General features: G+C 49.2%; 18 protein-coding genes. 15 read left to right on the plus strand and 3 right to left on the minus strand.

What is annotated here, in order from left to right; all coding sequences use genetic code 11:
• Positions 1-9 precede the first annotated feature (9 nt).
• From KNO85_RS03055 to KNO85_RS03090, 8 genes are all read left to right on the plus strand, one after another.
• Positions 10-261 (plus strand): flagellar biosynthesis anti-sigma factor FlgM, encoded by a 252-nt coding sequence (locus tag KNO85_RS03055; RefSeq protein ID WP_214786841.1) that lies wholly within the window; start codon positions 10-12, stop codon positions 259-261.
• Between the two features lie 114 nt (positions 262-375).
• Positions 376-732, plus strand: a complete 357-nt coding sequence (flgN, locus tag KNO85_RS03060; RefSeq protein ID WP_074033757.1) for a flagellar export chaperone FlgN — start codon at positions 376-378, stop codon at positions 730-732.
• A gap of 14 nt (positions 733-746) precedes the next feature.
• Positions 747-2,249 (plus strand): flagellar hook-associated protein FlgK, encoded by a 1,503-nt coding sequence (flgK, locus tag KNO85_RS03065; protein WP_214786843.1) that lies wholly within the window; start codon positions 747-749, stop codon positions 2,247-2,249.
• Positions 2,250-2,255: 6 nt separating this feature from the next.
• On the plus strand, positions 2,256-3,206 hold the full coding sequence (gene flgL, locus KNO85_RS03070) for a flagellar hook-associated protein FlgL (protein WP_214786845.1): 951 nt from the start codon (positions 2,256-2,258) through the stop codon (positions 3,204-3,206).
• A gap of 27 nt (positions 3,207-3,233) precedes the next feature.
• Positions 3,234-3,788, plus strand: coding sequence for a DUF6470 family protein (locus KNO85_RS03075; protein WP_251130568.1), 555 nt, complete (start codon positions 3,234-3,236; stop codon positions 3,786-3,788).
• 15 nt (positions 3,789-3,803) lie between these two features.
• Positions 3,804-4,241 (plus strand): flagellar assembly protein FliW, encoded by a 438-nt coding sequence (gene fliW, locus KNO85_RS03080; RefSeq protein WP_214786849.1) that lies wholly within the window; start codon positions 3,804-3,806, stop codon positions 4,239-4,241.
• On the plus strand, positions 4,241-4,468 hold the full coding sequence (csrA, locus tag KNO85_RS03085; protein ID WP_214786851.1) for a carbon storage regulator CsrA: 228 nt from the start codon (positions 4,241-4,243) through the stop codon (positions 4,466-4,468). The genes fliW and csrA overlap by 1 nt, the downstream gene beginning before the upstream one ends.
• A 92-nt stretch (positions 4,469-4,560) precedes the next feature.
• Positions 4,561-5,616 carry a GGDEF domain-containing protein gene (locus tag KNO85_RS03090; protein ID WP_214786853.1) on the plus strand — a complete coding sequence of 352 codons (1,056 nt, stop codon included), beginning with the start codon at positions 4,561-4,563 and terminating at the stop codon, positions 5,614-5,616.
• A 56-nt stretch (positions 5,617-5,672) separates the two neighbouring features.
• On the opposite strand, the gene KNO85_RS03095 is transcribed toward KNO85_RS03090, so the two are convergent.
• Positions 5,673-6,587 (minus strand): YitT family protein, encoded by a 915-nt coding sequence (locus tag KNO85_RS03095; RefSeq protein ID WP_214786855.1) that lies wholly within the window; start codon positions 6,585-6,587, stop codon positions 5,673-5,675.
• Between the two features lie 179 nt (positions 6,588-6,766).
• Between KNO85_RS03095 and KNO85_RS03100 the strand changes: the two genes are divergently transcribed.
• From KNO85_RS03100 to KNO85_RS03110, 3 genes are all read left to right on the plus strand, one after another.
• A complete protein-coding gene (locus tag KNO85_RS03100) occupies positions 6,767-7,627 on the plus strand; it encodes a YitT family protein (protein ID WP_214786857.1) in 861 nt (286 codons plus the stop codon).
• Between the two features lie 141 nt (positions 7,628-7,768).
• The gene (locus tag KNO85_RS03105; RefSeq protein WP_214786859.1) at positions 7,769-8,056 is read left to right on the plus strand and encodes a putative quinol monooxygenase; all 288 of its coding nucleotides are present in this window, start codon (positions 7,769-7,771) and stop codon (positions 8,054-8,056) included.
• A 102-nt stretch (positions 8,057-8,158) separates the two neighbouring features.
• Positions 8,159-9,094 (plus strand): DMT family transporter, encoded by a 936-nt coding sequence (locus KNO85_RS03110; protein ID WP_214786861.1) that lies wholly within the window; start codon positions 8,159-8,161, stop codon positions 9,092-9,094.
• A 32-nt stretch (positions 9,095-9,126) separates the two neighbouring features.
• Here the strand turns inward: KNO85_RS03110 and KNO85_RS03115 are convergent, their stop codons facing one another.
• Entirely contained in the window at positions 9,127-9,627 is a 501-nt protein-coding gene (locus KNO85_RS03115) for a hypothetical protein (protein ID WP_214786863.1), read from the minus strand.
• A 156-nt stretch (positions 9,628-9,783) separates the two neighbouring features.
• On the opposite strand from KNO85_RS03115, the gene KNO85_RS03120 reads away from it, so the two are divergent.
• The 4 genes from KNO85_RS03120 to KNO85_RS03135 all read left to right on the plus strand — a co-directional run bounded on the left by KNO85_RS03120 (position 9,784) and on the right by KNO85_RS03135 (position 12,908).
• Positions 9,784-10,269, plus strand: coding sequence for a hypothetical protein (locus tag KNO85_RS03120; RefSeq protein WP_214786865.1), 486 nt, complete (start codon positions 9,784-9,786; stop codon positions 10,267-10,269).
• Between the two features lie 66 nt (positions 10,270-10,335).
• The gene (locus KNO85_RS03125; protein WP_214786867.1) at positions 10,336-11,163 is read left to right on the plus strand and encodes a GNAT family N-acetyltransferase; all 828 of its coding nucleotides are present in this window, start codon (positions 10,336-10,338) and stop codon (positions 11,161-11,163) included.
• Positions 11,164-11,173: 10 nt separating this feature from the next.
• The gene (locus KNO85_RS03130; RefSeq protein WP_214745921.1) at positions 11,174-11,497 is read left to right on the plus strand and encodes a hypothetical protein; all 324 of its coding nucleotides are present in this window, start codon (positions 11,174-11,176) and stop codon (positions 11,495-11,497) included.
• A gap of 118 nt (positions 11,498-11,615) precedes the next feature.
• Positions 11,616-12,908: a methyl-accepting chemotaxis protein gene (locus tag KNO85_RS03135; protein WP_214786869.1), complete on the plus strand. Its 1,293-nt coding sequence runs from the start codon at positions 11,616-11,618 to the stop codon at positions 12,906-12,908.
• A gap of 193 nt (positions 12,909-13,101) precedes the next feature.
• On the opposite strand, the gene KNO85_RS03140 is transcribed toward KNO85_RS03135, so the two are convergent.
• Positions 13,102-15,837, minus strand: a complete 2,736-nt coding sequence (locus tag KNO85_RS03140; RefSeq protein ID WP_214786871.1) for an SH3 domain-containing protein — start codon at positions 15,835-15,837, stop codon at positions 13,102-13,104.
• Positions 15,838-16,039 lie beyond the last annotated feature (202 nt).

Here is a 16,039-nt window from a genome sequence, read left to right on the forward strand (position 1 = left end):
GGAAGACGCATGCGCATCGATTCAGCCAAGTGGGTACACTTACCGAACACTTATGAAAAGAAAACGCAAGTCGAGCCGAAGCCCGCGCTATCACGCCAAACGGACCAATTGTCAATCTCGGCGGAAGCCCGCGCCCGGTTTGAAGAACCGGTGAAACATCCGGACCGTCTCGCAAAAATCGACGCTTTGAAAGCAGAGATTGATGCGGGCACGTATTCACGGGACGCGCGTGAAATCGCCAAACGCTTTCTACAAGGATGAATGGAAGCGAGGTCCGTTTGAGGCCTTCGCACTGAATAACACGGCACGGAAGCTGACTAAATAAGGGGCACCCCTTTCTTTAGTCGGCTCTTTTTTTGAGAAAAGGAGAGACTCATGCTCACATTACATAAACGTTTACTCGAATTGGCCTATACGAAAGAACAGCTGCTCGTTCAAAATGACATGGCCGCTTTTAGCGCGCTCGTTAAAGAAGAGGCGAAACTCGTCCGACAAATCTCACAAAAAGAAGCAGAACGACTTCAAGGGACGTATGAATTGGACGATGAAGAGATAGAGGAACTGAGACCGGTCTTGTTCGAGTTGAAGCGTCAGAACGAATTGAACGCGTCACTTCTCGAACAGTCCCTTCGTTATATTACCTGGCACTTGGACATGCTCTTGCCAGAAGCAGATGATTTCACATACGGACAACAGGCGTTTGAAACACGCTCGTTCAGCCGTGACGTTTAAGGAGGAAGTACAGAATGGGTTCAACATTTATGGGATTAGAGACGGCGCGTCGCAGTTTGACGACACACCAGTGGGCGCTCCAGGCAACGGGGAACAACGTGGCGAACGCCTCAAACCCTGGCTATTCACGCCAACGTCTCACCCTCGGGATGACCGAACAACTCTCGGTCAACTTCGGTGGCACGAAAGCCGGACAATTCGGGACCGGAGTGCGTGGGGAAACGCTCGCTCGGATTCGCGATCTCATGATCGACCAACAGTATCGCGACGAATCGGTGAAGAACGCGTTCTATGCGACGAAAGAGGCGGCGTTCGGTCGGATGGAGGACATCATCAACGAACCGTCTGAGAACGGTCTCGCCAAATCGCTCGACTTGTTCTGGGCATCGCTCCAAGACTTGTCGGTCAACCCGGACGATACAGGTGCACGAAGCGTCGTTCGCCAGCGGGCAATGACGCTCGCCGAGACGTTCAACTACATGTCTTCGTCGCTGACGAAAGTGCAAGATGATTTGAAAGCAGAAGCGGGCGTCGTGTCGAAAAAGATCAATGACCTGTTGACGAAAATCAATAACGTGAACCGCCAAATCGGAGATGCGGAACCACTCGGAGTCTTGCCGAATGAACTATATGACGAACGCGACCGTTATATGGACGAACTCTCACAATATATCGAGTTCGAGCGCGTGCCAGTCGATTATGTAAATGGTGAGACGCGCGGGAATTCGCAACGTGTCGCCGAAGGACGCGTTGATATTCGAGTCGTCGTCGGTGGGAAAGAGGTGAAGCTCGTGGATGGTCTCACGGGTGGAGTCGGTAAAATGGATGATATGACGATGACGAACGCGGCTGGTGGAACGTCGAAGCTTACATTTAATGATTTGCCGAATGGAAAGCTGAAAGCACTTGTGGATATGTACGGCTCGTCTACAGGGGCTGAGGCACATGACGGTGCCTTCACAAAAATGCTCAAAGACTTGGATGTGATGGCACAAGAATTCTCAACCGAATTCAACGCGTTGCACAACACCTTCTATGATGGGAATGTAAATGATAACCCCCGAAAAAAAGGGGCTGACTTTTTTGTGGTCGGTGATGCAAAAACGTTGAAAGTCAATTCAGTCATCATAGACAACTTAAACTTAATTGCCATCTCGAAAGATCAAAACATAGGTGACGGTAGCGGTGCACTCGAATTAGCCAACTTAAAAAATAAGCTCCTCACGTTTACAGATGGTTCGTCCACCGCTACAACTTCAATCGGTCGTTACTATCAAAATGTCATCGGAAACATGGCCGTCGAGGCGAGTCAAAATGCGAATTTGGCGAAAAGTACATTTGCCCTCATGAGCAGTTCTGACCAACGACGCCAATCGGTCAGCGCGGTGTCACTTGATGAAGAAATGACGATGATGATTCAATATCAGCACGCTTATAACGCAGCGGCACGAAACATCACAACGGTTGATGAAATGTTAGACAAAATCATTAACGGCATGGGTGTCGTAGGGAGGTAATGACTGATGCGTGTCACACAGACGATGCTCACACAGACGAACTTAAAACATTTATCGAGCAGCTATAACACGCTTGCTCGCGTTCAGGAACAACTGATTAGCGGAAAACGAATCCAAAAAGCATCAGAGGACCCGGTCGTTGCGATGCAAGGTATTCGTTATCGAACCGAGGTGCGTGAAGTCGATCAATTCCGTCGCAACGTCAGCGAGGCGACGAGCTGGATGGATATGACGGACTCGACATTGAACGAGGTCACAGAAGCTGTCAAACGAATTCGCGAATTGACGACGCAAGCTGCGAACGATACGTATGAATCATCACAACGCGCAATCATCAAGAGCGAGGTTGACCAGTTGATCGAGCACATCGGTTCACTCGCGAACTCGAAATCTGGCGAAAAATATATCTACAATGGTACGAAAACGGATAAACCTTTGATTGATATGGACAAGTTGAAAGGTTACTTAGAAAATGATCCAGCTAATCCGGTTGCGATTGATGACATTTTCCAATCTGGAAATGTTCCGGGTGACCCAAATCCATCAGGACAGATTCAGTTCGAGGTGTCTAAAGGGATTACGATGCAAGTGAACATGCAACCGGAAACCGTCTTTGGGAAGGAACTCTTCGAAGGGTTGAAACAATTAAGTGGCTTGCTTGCGAGTACAACTACAGGTGGCTCTGACTTGTCAGCTCATCTTGAGACACTAGATACAATTGGTCAGAACTTGATTACGGAACGCTCCGAACTCGGTGCTCGTGCGAACCGCCTTGAACTTGTCGATAACCGACTACAAGATCACGAAATCATTGCGAAGACAATCATGTCCGATAACGAAGACATCGACGTTGAGAAAGTCATTATGGAATTGAAGTCACATGAGACAGTACACCGGGCGGCACTCTCAGCCGGCGCCCGTATCATCCAGCCGACACTTCTTGACTTCCTTCGGTAATCGATTATGAATCTCGCGAGACTTGAGATGCGGCAGACGTATGCCGCAATCCAGATGACGTCGAACCGACCGGTGCTTGAGATGCGTCAAGGTCGGGCGGACATGTCGATTCAACAAGGAAAAGCTGAGATGATGCAACAGACGACGCCCGGGGAACTACAGGTTGATTCCTCTGTGGCGAGAAGTGAGAGCAACCTAAAGGGCGCACTCGAGCTTGGACGATCTTTCGGACAGATGGGTGAACAAGGCGCCCGTGAGGCGATGGCAAACATCGCACGGGACGGGGACCGTATGATGCGCATCGAGAACGGCAACCCGATTCCCTCGATAGCGGCAGAGAAAGTGAACGACCCTTATCCCATCGTCGAGATGGGCTATATGCCGAAATCGATTGATCGTGTCAAGTTGACGTACACGCCGGCAGATGTGAAAATCGAATGGAATATCACACCACCCCAAATTGATGTATCGCTCACTCCGGCAGACATTTCGTTCACGCCATGGACGACGGACATTTCACTCCGTCAACAGGCATCGCTCGAGATGTGGCCGGTCGGTGGGATGTATGATGAAACGCGTTGAAAGTGAGGACAATCCATGTTCATTGAAACAGACTACTTTGGAAAGATTGAAATAAATGAAGCCGAGACAATCACGTTCGTCAGCGAGATTCCAGGGTTCCCGGATTCGAAGACGTTCGTCTTGATCCCTTATGGGGAAGAGTTGCCGTTCTGGTCGCTCCAGTCGATTGAGGAACAGGCATGTGCATTTGTCGTGACCAATCCATTTTGGCACAAGTCGGACTATGCGTTCGAATTGTCGGACGGTGCGAAAGATCAACTTGGAATCGAGGAGGCGGAACATGTATCGGTTTACTCCATTGTCACGCTCCGCGAACCGTTTGAATCATCAACGCTTAATTTAAAAGCACCGATTGTCATCGAGACAAAGGAACGACGAGGGAAACAGGTAATTTTAGATGATGTTTATCCGGCACGTTATCCTCTTGGCGGAACGAAAGCGGAGGTGCGCTGATGCTCGTATTGAAACGAAAACAAGGTGAGGCGATTCATATCGGAGATGACGTGACGCTCACCGTGCTTGCCATCGAAGGTGACCAAGTGAAGCTTGGCATCGATGCCCCACGCCATATCGACATTCATCGTCATGAAGTATACATTCAAATGCAGGAAGAGAATGAGTCGGCACGAGACAGTGCCAACTTGATGAAACAGATGATTCAAAAGAAGTCGGAAGCGTGAGCTTTCGACTTTTTTCATAAATGTGGAACCCAAGGGTGACATAGCTCACTAATTTGGGATAGGATGGAAACGGAAAGGGAGGAGGGGAATCGTTGGGAACCGTCATCAATAGTTTTGTGATCAACATCAGTCTCATTTTTTTATTCATGTCGCTCACGTTTTATGTGATGCGGACGGTCTTGCCGATTCAGCCGACTTCTCCGCGCTTTGTACGCTTTTGGTTCGGTGTGTCAAATGGACTGACAGCCATTCTATTGACGATCAATGCAATCGAGCTTGGTGATGCGTTGATTGATCTTCGTCTCATCCCCATCGCCTTGTCGGCAACTTATGCCGGACCATTTGGGGCAATTGTCACCCTTGGACTCATCTTTATTGGACGCATGACCTTACATGGAATGAGTGCTCCTTTCATTGATGCCATCCTCATGTTTATTGTGTTCTACTTGTTTTCGCTCCTCCTCTCACGTATTTCGATGCATCGAGCACGAGGATATGCCATCTATATCGGGTTTGGCGCACTGCTCGTCTTAATCCGTGTGACTGGAAACGTGGATGCTCGCGTATTTATGAATGTTTTCGTTCCGTATTTTCTCATGTTATCACTTGGAGCGTGGCTCTGTTATTGGGCCGCAAAGAAGCTAGAGACACATTTATGGATGTTTCTCCTTCACACCCACCGGGCGACCATCGATGAACTGACAGGGCTTCCGAACCGATACCGAACGCTCGAACAGATGAACGATTTAGAGATGTCTGGTAAGCCATGGACGTTACTTGTCATTGATGTCGATCATTTCAAACAGTTGAATGATACATATGGACATTTAGTTGGAGACGCGGCACTCCGTCATATTGGACAGACGTTGGAACGCATATCGCCTCCGGAAGGGTTCGTTGGGCGTTACGGAGGGGAAGAATTCTTGCTTGTTCTAGAAGGCAGTACGGGCGTAGAGGAAGTGGCAGAGAAAATCGTTGAAACCGTGCGACTTACTACGTTCGAATGCCAAGGTGAGGTAATCCCGATGACCGTCTCCATCGGAGCTGCGATAGCAGAGCTAGAACCGAGTATGGCCGTGTTCGAACGGGCGGACGAAGCTTTGTATGCAGCAAAACGAAATGGACGAGATCAAGTCCGATTCGCATAAAAAACCCCCTATAACCGTTGGCGATGTCTGTCCAGCGGTTATAGGGGATTTCACGTTTAGTGGATGTTTTTCTTTTTGAATTGTCCGCCCCTGACGTCGTGAATATTGCCGATGGCGAGGAACGCCTTCTCGTCATAATCGTCGAGAATATCTTTCAACTTCGTCTCTTCAAGTCGACTGATGACCGTGAAGACAACTTTCTTCCCATCTCCGGTGTAGGCACCTTCACCATGTAGGTACGTCACGCCCCGACCGAGTCGGTCCATGATGGCTTGTCCGATATCGTCTGGTGCGGACGTGATGATCCACGCCGCCTTCGATTGGTCAATCCCCTCTAAGACGACATCAATCGTCTTGAACGCAATGAAGTACGTGAGGAGGGAATACATCGCCCGGTCCCAACTAAAGACGAAACCGGCTGTCCCGAGAATGAAGATATTGAAGAACATGACGATCTCGCCGACGGAAAATGGTAAGCGGTTCGTGAAAGCGACAGCAAGAATTTCGGTTCCGTCGAGTGACCCCCCGGCCCGAATGACGAGTCCGATGCCGGCGCCAAGTAAGAAACCGCCGAAGACGGTCGACAGAAGGAGGTCGTCCGTGAACGGTTTGATGTTGTGAAGAACGATTGTAAAGCCTGACATGAGCAGAATCGCTGTCAACGTGACGACAGCGAACGTCTTTCCGATTTGTCGATATCCGAAATAGATGAACGGCAAATTGAACAAGACGAGCCAGATGGCGAGTTTCGTCTCTGTCAAATATGACACGATAATCGAGACGCCGACGATTCCGCCGTCAATGATTTGGTTTGGAACGAGGAACGCCTCCAAGCCGACTGCGAAGACAAGTGATCCGAGAAGCAAGAGGACGACTTTCGCAAACAGTTCGGACGCCTTGATCGGATTATGTTCGCGCCTTAAGCGTTGCACTTCCTCCGGTGTCGGGGAAGGCATGGGTGTACGCTGCATACATGGTGCCCCCTTTCCATTTTCTTAATTATAACAAATGATGCGAACCCAAAATCATTTAGGACAGAGAATCTGACATGAATATTCAGAATAGAATGATGATTCTCCATAAATTATTTCGCTATTGTTTTATGTTAGGCTAAGAAAGTTGTTGAACAATGGATGGAGGTTTATACAGGATGAAACGAGAAAACAAAACGGGGTTGATGGCGTTTCAAATGGTCATGAACATCATCGGGGGACTCATCGCGGCGTATGGACTGGAGTCCGTCCTCATTCCGAATCACGTATCGGACGGAGGCGTCACGGGCATCAGTATTGTCGGATCGCAGCTGACAGAGTTGCCGCTTGGTATTTTCATCGGAGTGTTAAATATTCCGTTTGTTTATCTTGGCTATAAACAAATCGGGAAGAGCTTTGCCATTCTTTCGGTAACCGGGATTTCATCCTTGTCTGTCGGTACGGTGATCATGCACCATGTTCCGACCATCATCGAGGGGGATGCGCTCCTCATCACCGTGGTCGGAGGGATCATCCTCGGGTTCGGGATGGGGATTTCTCTTCGCAACGGGGGAGCGCTTGACGGCATCGACATGTTGGCCGTCCTGTTATCACGGAAACTGCCTTTCGGTACCAGTGATTTGATTCTGTTTTTGAATACATTCGTCTTTATTGTCGTCTCGACCGTATTTGGTCTTCAGGGAGCCGTATTGTCCGCAATCGCATACTTCATTGCCTCGAAAGTGATTCATATCGTCGAAGAGGGATTAAGCGGGGCGAAAACGTTCAAAATCATCACGAGTGAACCGCAGGAGATGGTTGAAACGATTCGAGACCGTCTTGGACGGAGCGCCACGTTGAATCAGATCCAAGGTGCGTATTCAAAAGAAAGCTATTACGAAATCACGTGTGTCATCAACCGGCTCGAAGAACGGAAAATCAAAGACATCATCGATGGGATCGACCCGAAAGCGTTCGTCGTCGTGTACGAAGTGACGGAAGTCAAAGGCGGGAATTTCCAAAAACGCGATATTCACTAACGGATGGCCACGTGCTGTCCGTTTTTTGTGTGACCGGGAAACGTGTGCCTCGAAAACATTCCGCATGTGCGAAGCGTCCATGCAGGAAAACGGACATGGGAAGTGGAATGAGACGAGGCAAGGGAAAGGGGAGGATGGAGCATGTATGCACTGATCGGCAAGCTCGTCACGAAAGCGGGACAACGCGACCGGCTCGTGGCGATTTTATCGGAAGCGGCACGGGAGATGGAGGCGACGCCAGACTGTGAATCGTATCGGGTCCACGTGTCGCTCGACGAGGCGGACACGGTGTTCGTCTATGAAGTGTGGCGGAGTGAGGATGCGCATGCGGCGTCGTTGTCGCTTGCTGAAGTGAGGGCGTATATCGATCAGGCGAAGCCTATCCTTGAGCAGATGGAGCGGATCGCCACGCTCGAACTGCGGACGTGACGGATTGAATGAAGAGACGGATGACCACGCGTCATGCGTCTTTTTTGCAGGAGAAATACTTCGGTAGCGAGAACAAGACAGGATTCGGAAAGGAGGGAACGTATGCGTCCACTCATACTCGGTGTCTTCGCAGCCTTGTTTTTTGCGAGCACGTTCGTGTTGAATGAAGTGATGCAAGTCGGGGGAGGCAGCTTCGCCTACAGTGCCTCACTTCGCTTTTTATGGATGATCCCGTTGTTGATGATTGTCGTCGCCTTACGGGGCGGGCTTAAACGGGTCGTCACGGCACTGACGGACAATCCGCGTCCGTGGTTCGTCTGGGGGACGGTCGGGTTCGGTTTCTTTTACATCCCAATCTGTCTCGCCGCCGAGGTCGCACCCCCGTGGCTCATCGCGGGCACATGGCAAGTGACGATCGTCGCCGGCGCGCTCTTGTCGCCACTTTTCAAGAAGGCGGACGGGTCACGCGAACAGATCCCGTGGCGTGGACTACGATTCTCGAGCCTGATCTTGATTGGGGTCGTCTTGATGCAAGTCGAGTTCTTCGAATCGTTCGAGCCTCGTTTCCTCTGGCTCGGCATCGTCCCGGTCGTCATCGCGGCCTTCGCCTATCCGCTCGGTAACCGAAAGATGATGCAACATACGGACCTCGACGTGTTCGAACGCATTCTCGGGATGTGCCTCGGGTCGCTCCCGGTCTGGTTCTTATTGTTCGGGTACGGCTTGACGACGGGTCGCCCCTCATCGAGCCAGCTCGGGCAGACGTTCCTCGTCGCCCTGTTGTCAGGGATTGTCGCGACCGTCCTATTTTTCAAGGCGACGGATCTCGTCAAGCACGATATGGGAAAACTGGCGTCCGTCGAGGCGACGCAGGCGCTCGAGGTATTGTTCGCCCTCATCGGAGAGCTCCTCTTCCTCCATGCGGTCATGCCGTCACCGATCGCCTTGACCGGGATCACGCTCGTCATGGTTGGAGTCGTCTTCCATAGCCGCAGCCAATTCATCGAGCTTCCAACGGCGTTGCAAAAAGAGGCATAAAAAAATACCTCGCTCCTTCGAGCGAGGTATTGTCATGAACTTGTCGTCAAACTGCCTTTGACTTTGTCATAGAAGTCATCCATCATACCAGTACGGCTACCGAGCTGGCAAATGAGTTCGAGCGTTTCTTTATAGAACTTTTTGACGAGTCCTTTGTTTTTAATCCCCTCCATCGACGCGAGCGTCTTGTCGAGGTTCTCTAAAATCTCTTTGATCTGAGCGTCCGAGTCCGGTTTGACGACCGTCATGTTCTCCGGGATGCTGACGACCTTCTCTTGACCTTGGTGGCGGAACGATGCGCCGAAGCCGAGGTTCTCGATGAAGAGGTGCGGCATGACCTTTTGACCGAAGAAGTGCTTGTGCCAATCTGTCGCTTTCATCGTGTCCATATCTTGCTTGAACGTAGAAGCCGTCGAGACGTATTGTTTAAACAAATCCGTCATGAACTTCTCGATGACCGGGATTTGAAGGGCGAAGACGTTTTTTAGGAGCGCGTCGAGCTGTGCGCGCGACAAAGTAGTTTCGTTAGACATGTCAGTTCCTCTTTTCTCTAGTACGTTACTACCATCGTATGGGATTGGCGGACGGTCGTCAATGTAAGGGAAAACATTTTTTCAGAATATTTGATGAAAAGTCATCAACTTGTGGGATAATCAAGTGAAGACATCAACAACTAGGGAGTGGTTCTTGTGAACAAATCGATGAAATGGGCGCTCGCGCTCGGTGTGACAGGTGCATTGGTGGCAACGGTCGGTGTCGTGTCGTCCCGGGGACGGACAGAGGATACGACGCAGACGATCCGTGACCGAGAGCTCGGTTATGAGATCATCTTGCCTTCAAAGATCGTTGCGGCGATCGAGCGCGGTGACGTCTATATCGAGAAGGCACAGGACGTCGTCGACATCGGGGACACGAAGAGCTACAGCACGTTCGATTTGTACTATAACGTCGAGGACGGAGACGACCAGCTCTTGTTCCACTTGGACTTGGTCGACCGTGAATTGACGGAAGAGGCGTTCGCGACAGAGGTCGGTTACGGCAACTATCTCGGTACGAACGACAAGACGTTCTTCTGGGTCGAACCGACAGAGGCCGTCCCGGGTGCCGAGGCGCATACGGATGAGATCGCTGAATTGATCGAGACGCTCCCTGAGTTAGAGTTCCGGACGTTATAATCTCGTAAGTGGGCTCGCTACGGCGGGCTTTTTCCTTTGTGCTACAATACAGATGAGGTGATGTACATGAATTGGACAGTAGAAGAAGTCAAACAAGCGGATGATGTGAAAATGTTAGAACAGGCGGTCAATGCGAACGACAAGATCGACGTCAAAGTCGGTCATGAATCGGTCGGACAGAACGACTATGCGGTATATGACGGGGAGACGCTCGTCGGGTATCTCATGCTCTTCCCGTATCTCCCGAACGAGTATGAGGTGAACGCACTCGTCCATCCGGAATACCGGAAACAAGGTGTGTTCACGGCATTGCTCGAGACGGCGAGACAGGATGCGAAACTGAACGGCTGTGAGGCGTTCACGTTCGTCATCGACCGAAACTCAGCATCTGGGAAAGCGGTGCTCGAGCACCTTCAAGCGGCGTACCAGTTCTCGGAATACAATCTCGTCTTGAAGAAGGCGGAACTGTTCTTGAAACCGGACGAGGTATCGCTCCGTGAGGCGACGGCGGACGACCGTCCACTCATCATCGCGACGCTCAGCGAGGCGTTCGGTGACTCGGTCGATGTAACGGAAAACATCTATCAGCAAATCGACACACCAGACCGTGTGACGTATATCGGCGAAGTCGACGGCAAACCGGTCGGCGTCATCCGTGCCCTTCTCGTCGGTGACGACGCGGCAAGCATCCACGCGTTCGGCGTCAAAGCAGGAGAGCAAGGCAAAGGCTACGGCAGGAAGATGTTGAAGCAGATGGTGCAACAATTGTTCCGCATGGGCCGGACGAAAGTCGAGCTCGATGTCGAGACGGAAAACAAGGCGGCGCTCGAAATCTATAAGCGCGCAGGATTTGCAGAGAACGGCGGCTATGAATTTTACATGATTGAATTATGAGGTGAACCGCATGGTGAAAAATCTGAAATGGCTCGGTGCGGCGTTTGAAGCCTTTCTTGGGATCCCGATTCTCGGTGGCCTTTTCATCATCGGGATGGGCTATTCGCCCCTCGGATTCATGTTCGTCTATCACGTCATCGTGTTGATTCTTTCGTTCAGCCGACTGAATCGATTCTCGTACGGCGCGGCCGTCGGGATCACGGCATCGGTCCTTGGGTTCATCCCGATTGTCGGGATGATGCTCCACTGGGCGGCAGCGATTACGCTCGCGATTGACGCAGCGACGACACCACGACGAGTGACGCGCGTCGAACGTGACGATGAAGCATTTTAACGTACTCCTTTCTGGGGTGCGTTTTTTCATTGACCAAACGTTCAACTGAAAACGCTATACATTCATTGGAAATCGGACGATATAGGGAGTGATGAACACAATGAGGAGGAACAACACAGTGAAAGTATTTAAAAACTTTACGACACAACTGCTTGCGTGGATTTTGGTCACGTCCTTTATCACGGGTGGCGCGGTCGGCTACATCACGCTATTGCTTTTGACAGAACTCGAGATGGAACAAGGTCAGGTCATGCTCGTCGGTACGGTCGTCGCGTTACTTATCTCGTCACTCGGCGGCATCGTCATTTACTTGATCGCCCGTCGTCCACTGAAAGCGGTCGAGATGGCTTCAGAAAAAGCTGTCGAAGTCGGGAACGGTGATTTGACGGTCCACTTCGCGGACGAGAAGACATCAGACCGTTCAGAGATGGGACGTTTGCTCTTGTCGATGGACAACATGGTCGAGCACCTTCGGGAGCAAGGGACGAACATGCGTTATACGGCGGACCAGTTGACAGGTTCGGCGCAAGAAATTGCGGCAGCGGTCCAAGAAGGAAACGTGGCGGGCGAGAATATTCGCGTCGCGATGGATTCCCTCAACAAGATGTTAGAAGACAACGTCAGTGCGACGTACAGCTCGATGGACTTGCTTGGAGCGGTCGCGCGGACGATGGAGAGTATCCGTCAAGAAATGTCATCGGCGCTTGATTCAGCGAGCGAGATGCAACAGGAAGCAGAGAGTGGGAAAGGTCTCGCTTCCTCTTCGGTTCATGCGATGCATGCAATTGCTGGGAAAGTGGAACAGTCATCGACACTCAACAGCCAGTTGACGGAAATGACAGGTGAAATTTCACGTATCACGGATGTCATCAGTGACATCTCGGCACAGACGAACTTGCTTGCCTTAAACGCGTCGATTGAAGCGGCACGTGCCGGGGAGCATGGTCGTGGATTCGCCGTCGTTGCGGCAGAAGTGAAAAAGCTCGCGGAACAAACGGCGAACTCGACACAAGAAATCACGGATCTCATCGTCGACGTGAAGCGTCTCGTTGGCGATACGTCGTCTTCAATGGCGAACGTGAAAGCAGAAGTCGAGACAGGCGTCGGCTTGGTTGAAAAAGCAGGTGGTGCGTTCGCATCGATTCATAACTCGGCAAATGAAGTGTACAGCCACGTGCATTCGGTCGATTCACTCCTTGATGAGTCACGTGGTCAGATCGATTCGGTCGTGACGAACTCGGCGGGCATCGTCGGTATGGTCGAAGAAGCATCGCGTTATGCGAATGAAGTGACGTCAGCGGCGAGCCAGCAAGCGGCAAGCCTTGGGGAAGTGAACGGGGCGATGACAGAGTTGGTTCGTGTTGCAGAGAGTTTACAGAATGAGACGGAACAGATGAAAGTCGAAGCATAACATATAGACATACCTCCACGGATATCGGCGATGAGAAGCCGATTTCTATGGAGGTATTTTTTGATTAGGCAGATTGTATATACAGTTTCGATTGCACTTCTTTTCGGTTAGAACACAAAAGACGAATCTGATCACGTTATGCGACCAGGTTCGTCTTTTGTTTGAGAAGGGATATAATGTCTCTTCTTGTAGATTAATAAATGAAACGTGGAATATCGAATTCGGCTGTATAAGAATCAAGTAATTTGTAAATCTCGTGAATCTTATACGTCTGTTTAAATGCCCAACCAATATCGGTTGCGTATTGATACGTTCCAGGTTTTGCTGGGTTGAAGCGCATCTTATAAAGTGTGTTCTGTTGACGTGAGTTATTGATGTATCTTGCACTGATCCATTGTCCGCCTCCATAGATGGCTTTCGCCGGAGTGACCCATCCATTATCGAACGCGTACTTCGCTCCACCTGCTAATGGATTCGAATCCGTCGCGCCGATTCCGAACATGTTGTAGACGAGATGTTTCTTCGTCTCATCAGTGGTACTCAAGTTACCATTTTCATCTACCCAAACACCTTTTGCAAGAGTTGATGTACCGTTACCAGTTTCCAGGAATGCATGCGACATCAAGTACACTTCATTGATGTTAAATGCTTTACCTGAGTCAATGAAAGCTTGTGCTTGTCCATCAAGAATACCCTTGCCGACCAATGCTTTGTTCAAAACAGTTGCAGATGCATTCGTTGGTTTCGAAAGGTCTAAGAACTGGAACGATTCGTAAGGTGATTCAAGTGCTTTTTCAAATTCGACCAAACGTGGGTCAACACGATTTAAGATGTCTTCTTCAGTAGCCAAGCGCCACGTGTTATCAAAGACGCGTTCTGATTCTCCTGCTTTGCGTTTGTAGCTAATGATGTAGAAGTTGTCCTTCTCACCTAACACGTTGACGATACTGTTCACATTTAAGATTCCGTAAATATGAGAGTTCGTATTTGAATCTGCTCGAACGCGGAGACCTGATACGGTAATTCTGCCAGTATTCGTGCCTTCAATCAGTTCAACGTATTCTTGTGAAACATAGGCAGCTGTCCCTCTATACTTATCGGTTTGAGCATTGACTCCTTTTTGGATATCAACCATGTCTGTCAATTTGTATGCGTAGTCAGTGTAATTCAAGACAACATTTTTTGAGCCAGGAATTGTCTCAGGAACTGTTGGACCTGTATAAGGTTTGATGTAATCGCGACTGACGTACGCTGTAACGAATTTGTCGTTGACGACATATTCGATTTGAGACCAATCACTATTCACATCTTTAATGACACCGATGATTTGATTCTTCTCTAATTGACCGATTTTATTCGTAGACGTGACGCCTGGAGTGCTTCGCACGTTTAATCCATCTACTGTGACAACGGCTTCATACTTGATTTCATAATCGGTATCTTCCGCTGGTTCACTCGGCTTGGCTGGTGCTTTGTCAGTCAAGTATTTCTTCGCGACGTAACCGGTCTTCCCGTCATATTTCACTTTATACCAATCACCATGTGATGAGACGTACTCGACTTTCTCATTCGGCAAAATGGTCATAAGAAGGCTGCCGCTAGTTGATGCCTTGTCACGTAAGTTCAAATTGACGGTCGTGTAATAATATTTCTTCACGACTGGAGTTTCCGGTTTTGAAGGAGTCGTTTTGACTTCTGACAAATATTTACTAGACACATAACCTGTTTTGCTACCGTATTGAACGCGATACCAACTACCCGATTTTGAGATGTATTTGACTGTCTTGTTTTTCGGGATCGTCACGAGAATCTTGCCTGACGTAGATGCCGAACTACGCAAGTTCAAATTCTCTGTCGTTTTATAAGCTTTCGACGTAGCATTGGTTGTTGGTGGTTTTGTCGCTGGTGGCTTAGCCGCCGGTGTGGATGTTTTTGTCGCCTTTATGTATTTAGACGAGACATAACCAGTCTTCGAACCATATTTGACGCGATACCAACTACCTGATTTCGAGACATACTTCACTTCTTTACCTTTTGGAATCGTGAGGATGCGAGATCCAGAAGTTGAAGCTTTTGTCCGCATGTTCAAATTGACGGTAGTCGTGTATTTCGTTGTCGTTTTGTTTGAGCTAGTTGATGTTGATGGTGGCTTCGATGTCGAAGTAGAGTCATCTTTTACAACTTTTGTCGTTGATTTCACATATTTAGACGAAACGTAACCGGTCTTCGAGCCGTATTTGACGCGATACCAGCTACCTGACTTCGAGAGATATTGAATCTCTTTCCCTTTTGGAATCGTGAGGATACGCGATCCAGAAGTCGACGCTTTTGTGCGCATATTCAAGTTGACCGTCGTAGTATAAACCTTCTTCGTTGAACTAGAAGATGATGAAGTCGATGTCTTCGAAACTGTTGACGTCGCTTCTTTAATAACTTTGTTCTCAGATTTTACATATTTTGATGAGACATAACCGGTCTTTGAACCGTATTTGACGAGATACCAGCTACCTGATTTTGAGATGTATTGAATCTCTTTGTTTTTCGGGATCGTCAATAAGACTTTCGCCTTTAAGCTCGCAGACGAACGTAAGTTAAGATTCTCCGTAACGCTATATACTTTTTCGACTTTTTGCGCGCTTGTCGATGAAGTCGAAGTCATTTTGAGATAAGTAGAAGAAACGTAACGTTGTTTCCCTTTGTATTCGATTTTTGCCCATGTTCCTTTTGTGCTCAATACAGAGATTTTTGTCCCTTTTGTGAGCTTCCCAACGATCGGGGAAGATGTAGAGGAAGATTGTCGGACATTTAATACGGCTGTGTCGACGGTTGCAGTTTTCGATGCGGCGTCTGCGTGTTGAGTGTAAAGTGTAGCGAACAATGCGCCACTTAAGAAAATGGCTGTACTCAACCGCTTAGTTTGTTTGTTCAATGGTTTCCCTCCTTGATTCCTAATTCAATATAAAGATGACTCGACACAAGTATAGAGAAAGTAGGGAAGTGATTGAAAGGAAATATTTCAAAAAGGGGTAAACGTTTCAAACAAAGAGGAAAATTAGATAATTTATCCTATTGTTGATAGGATGTATAGGAGGAATAGACGGAAAGACTGAGAAATGACGGAATCAAGCGAA

The sequence above is a fragment of the Exiguobacterium sp. s124 genome (assembly GCF_018617485.1).
Classification (GTDB): Bacteria; Bacillota; Bacilli; order Exiguobacteriales; family Exiguobacteriaceae; genus Exiguobacterium; species Exiguobacterium aestuarii.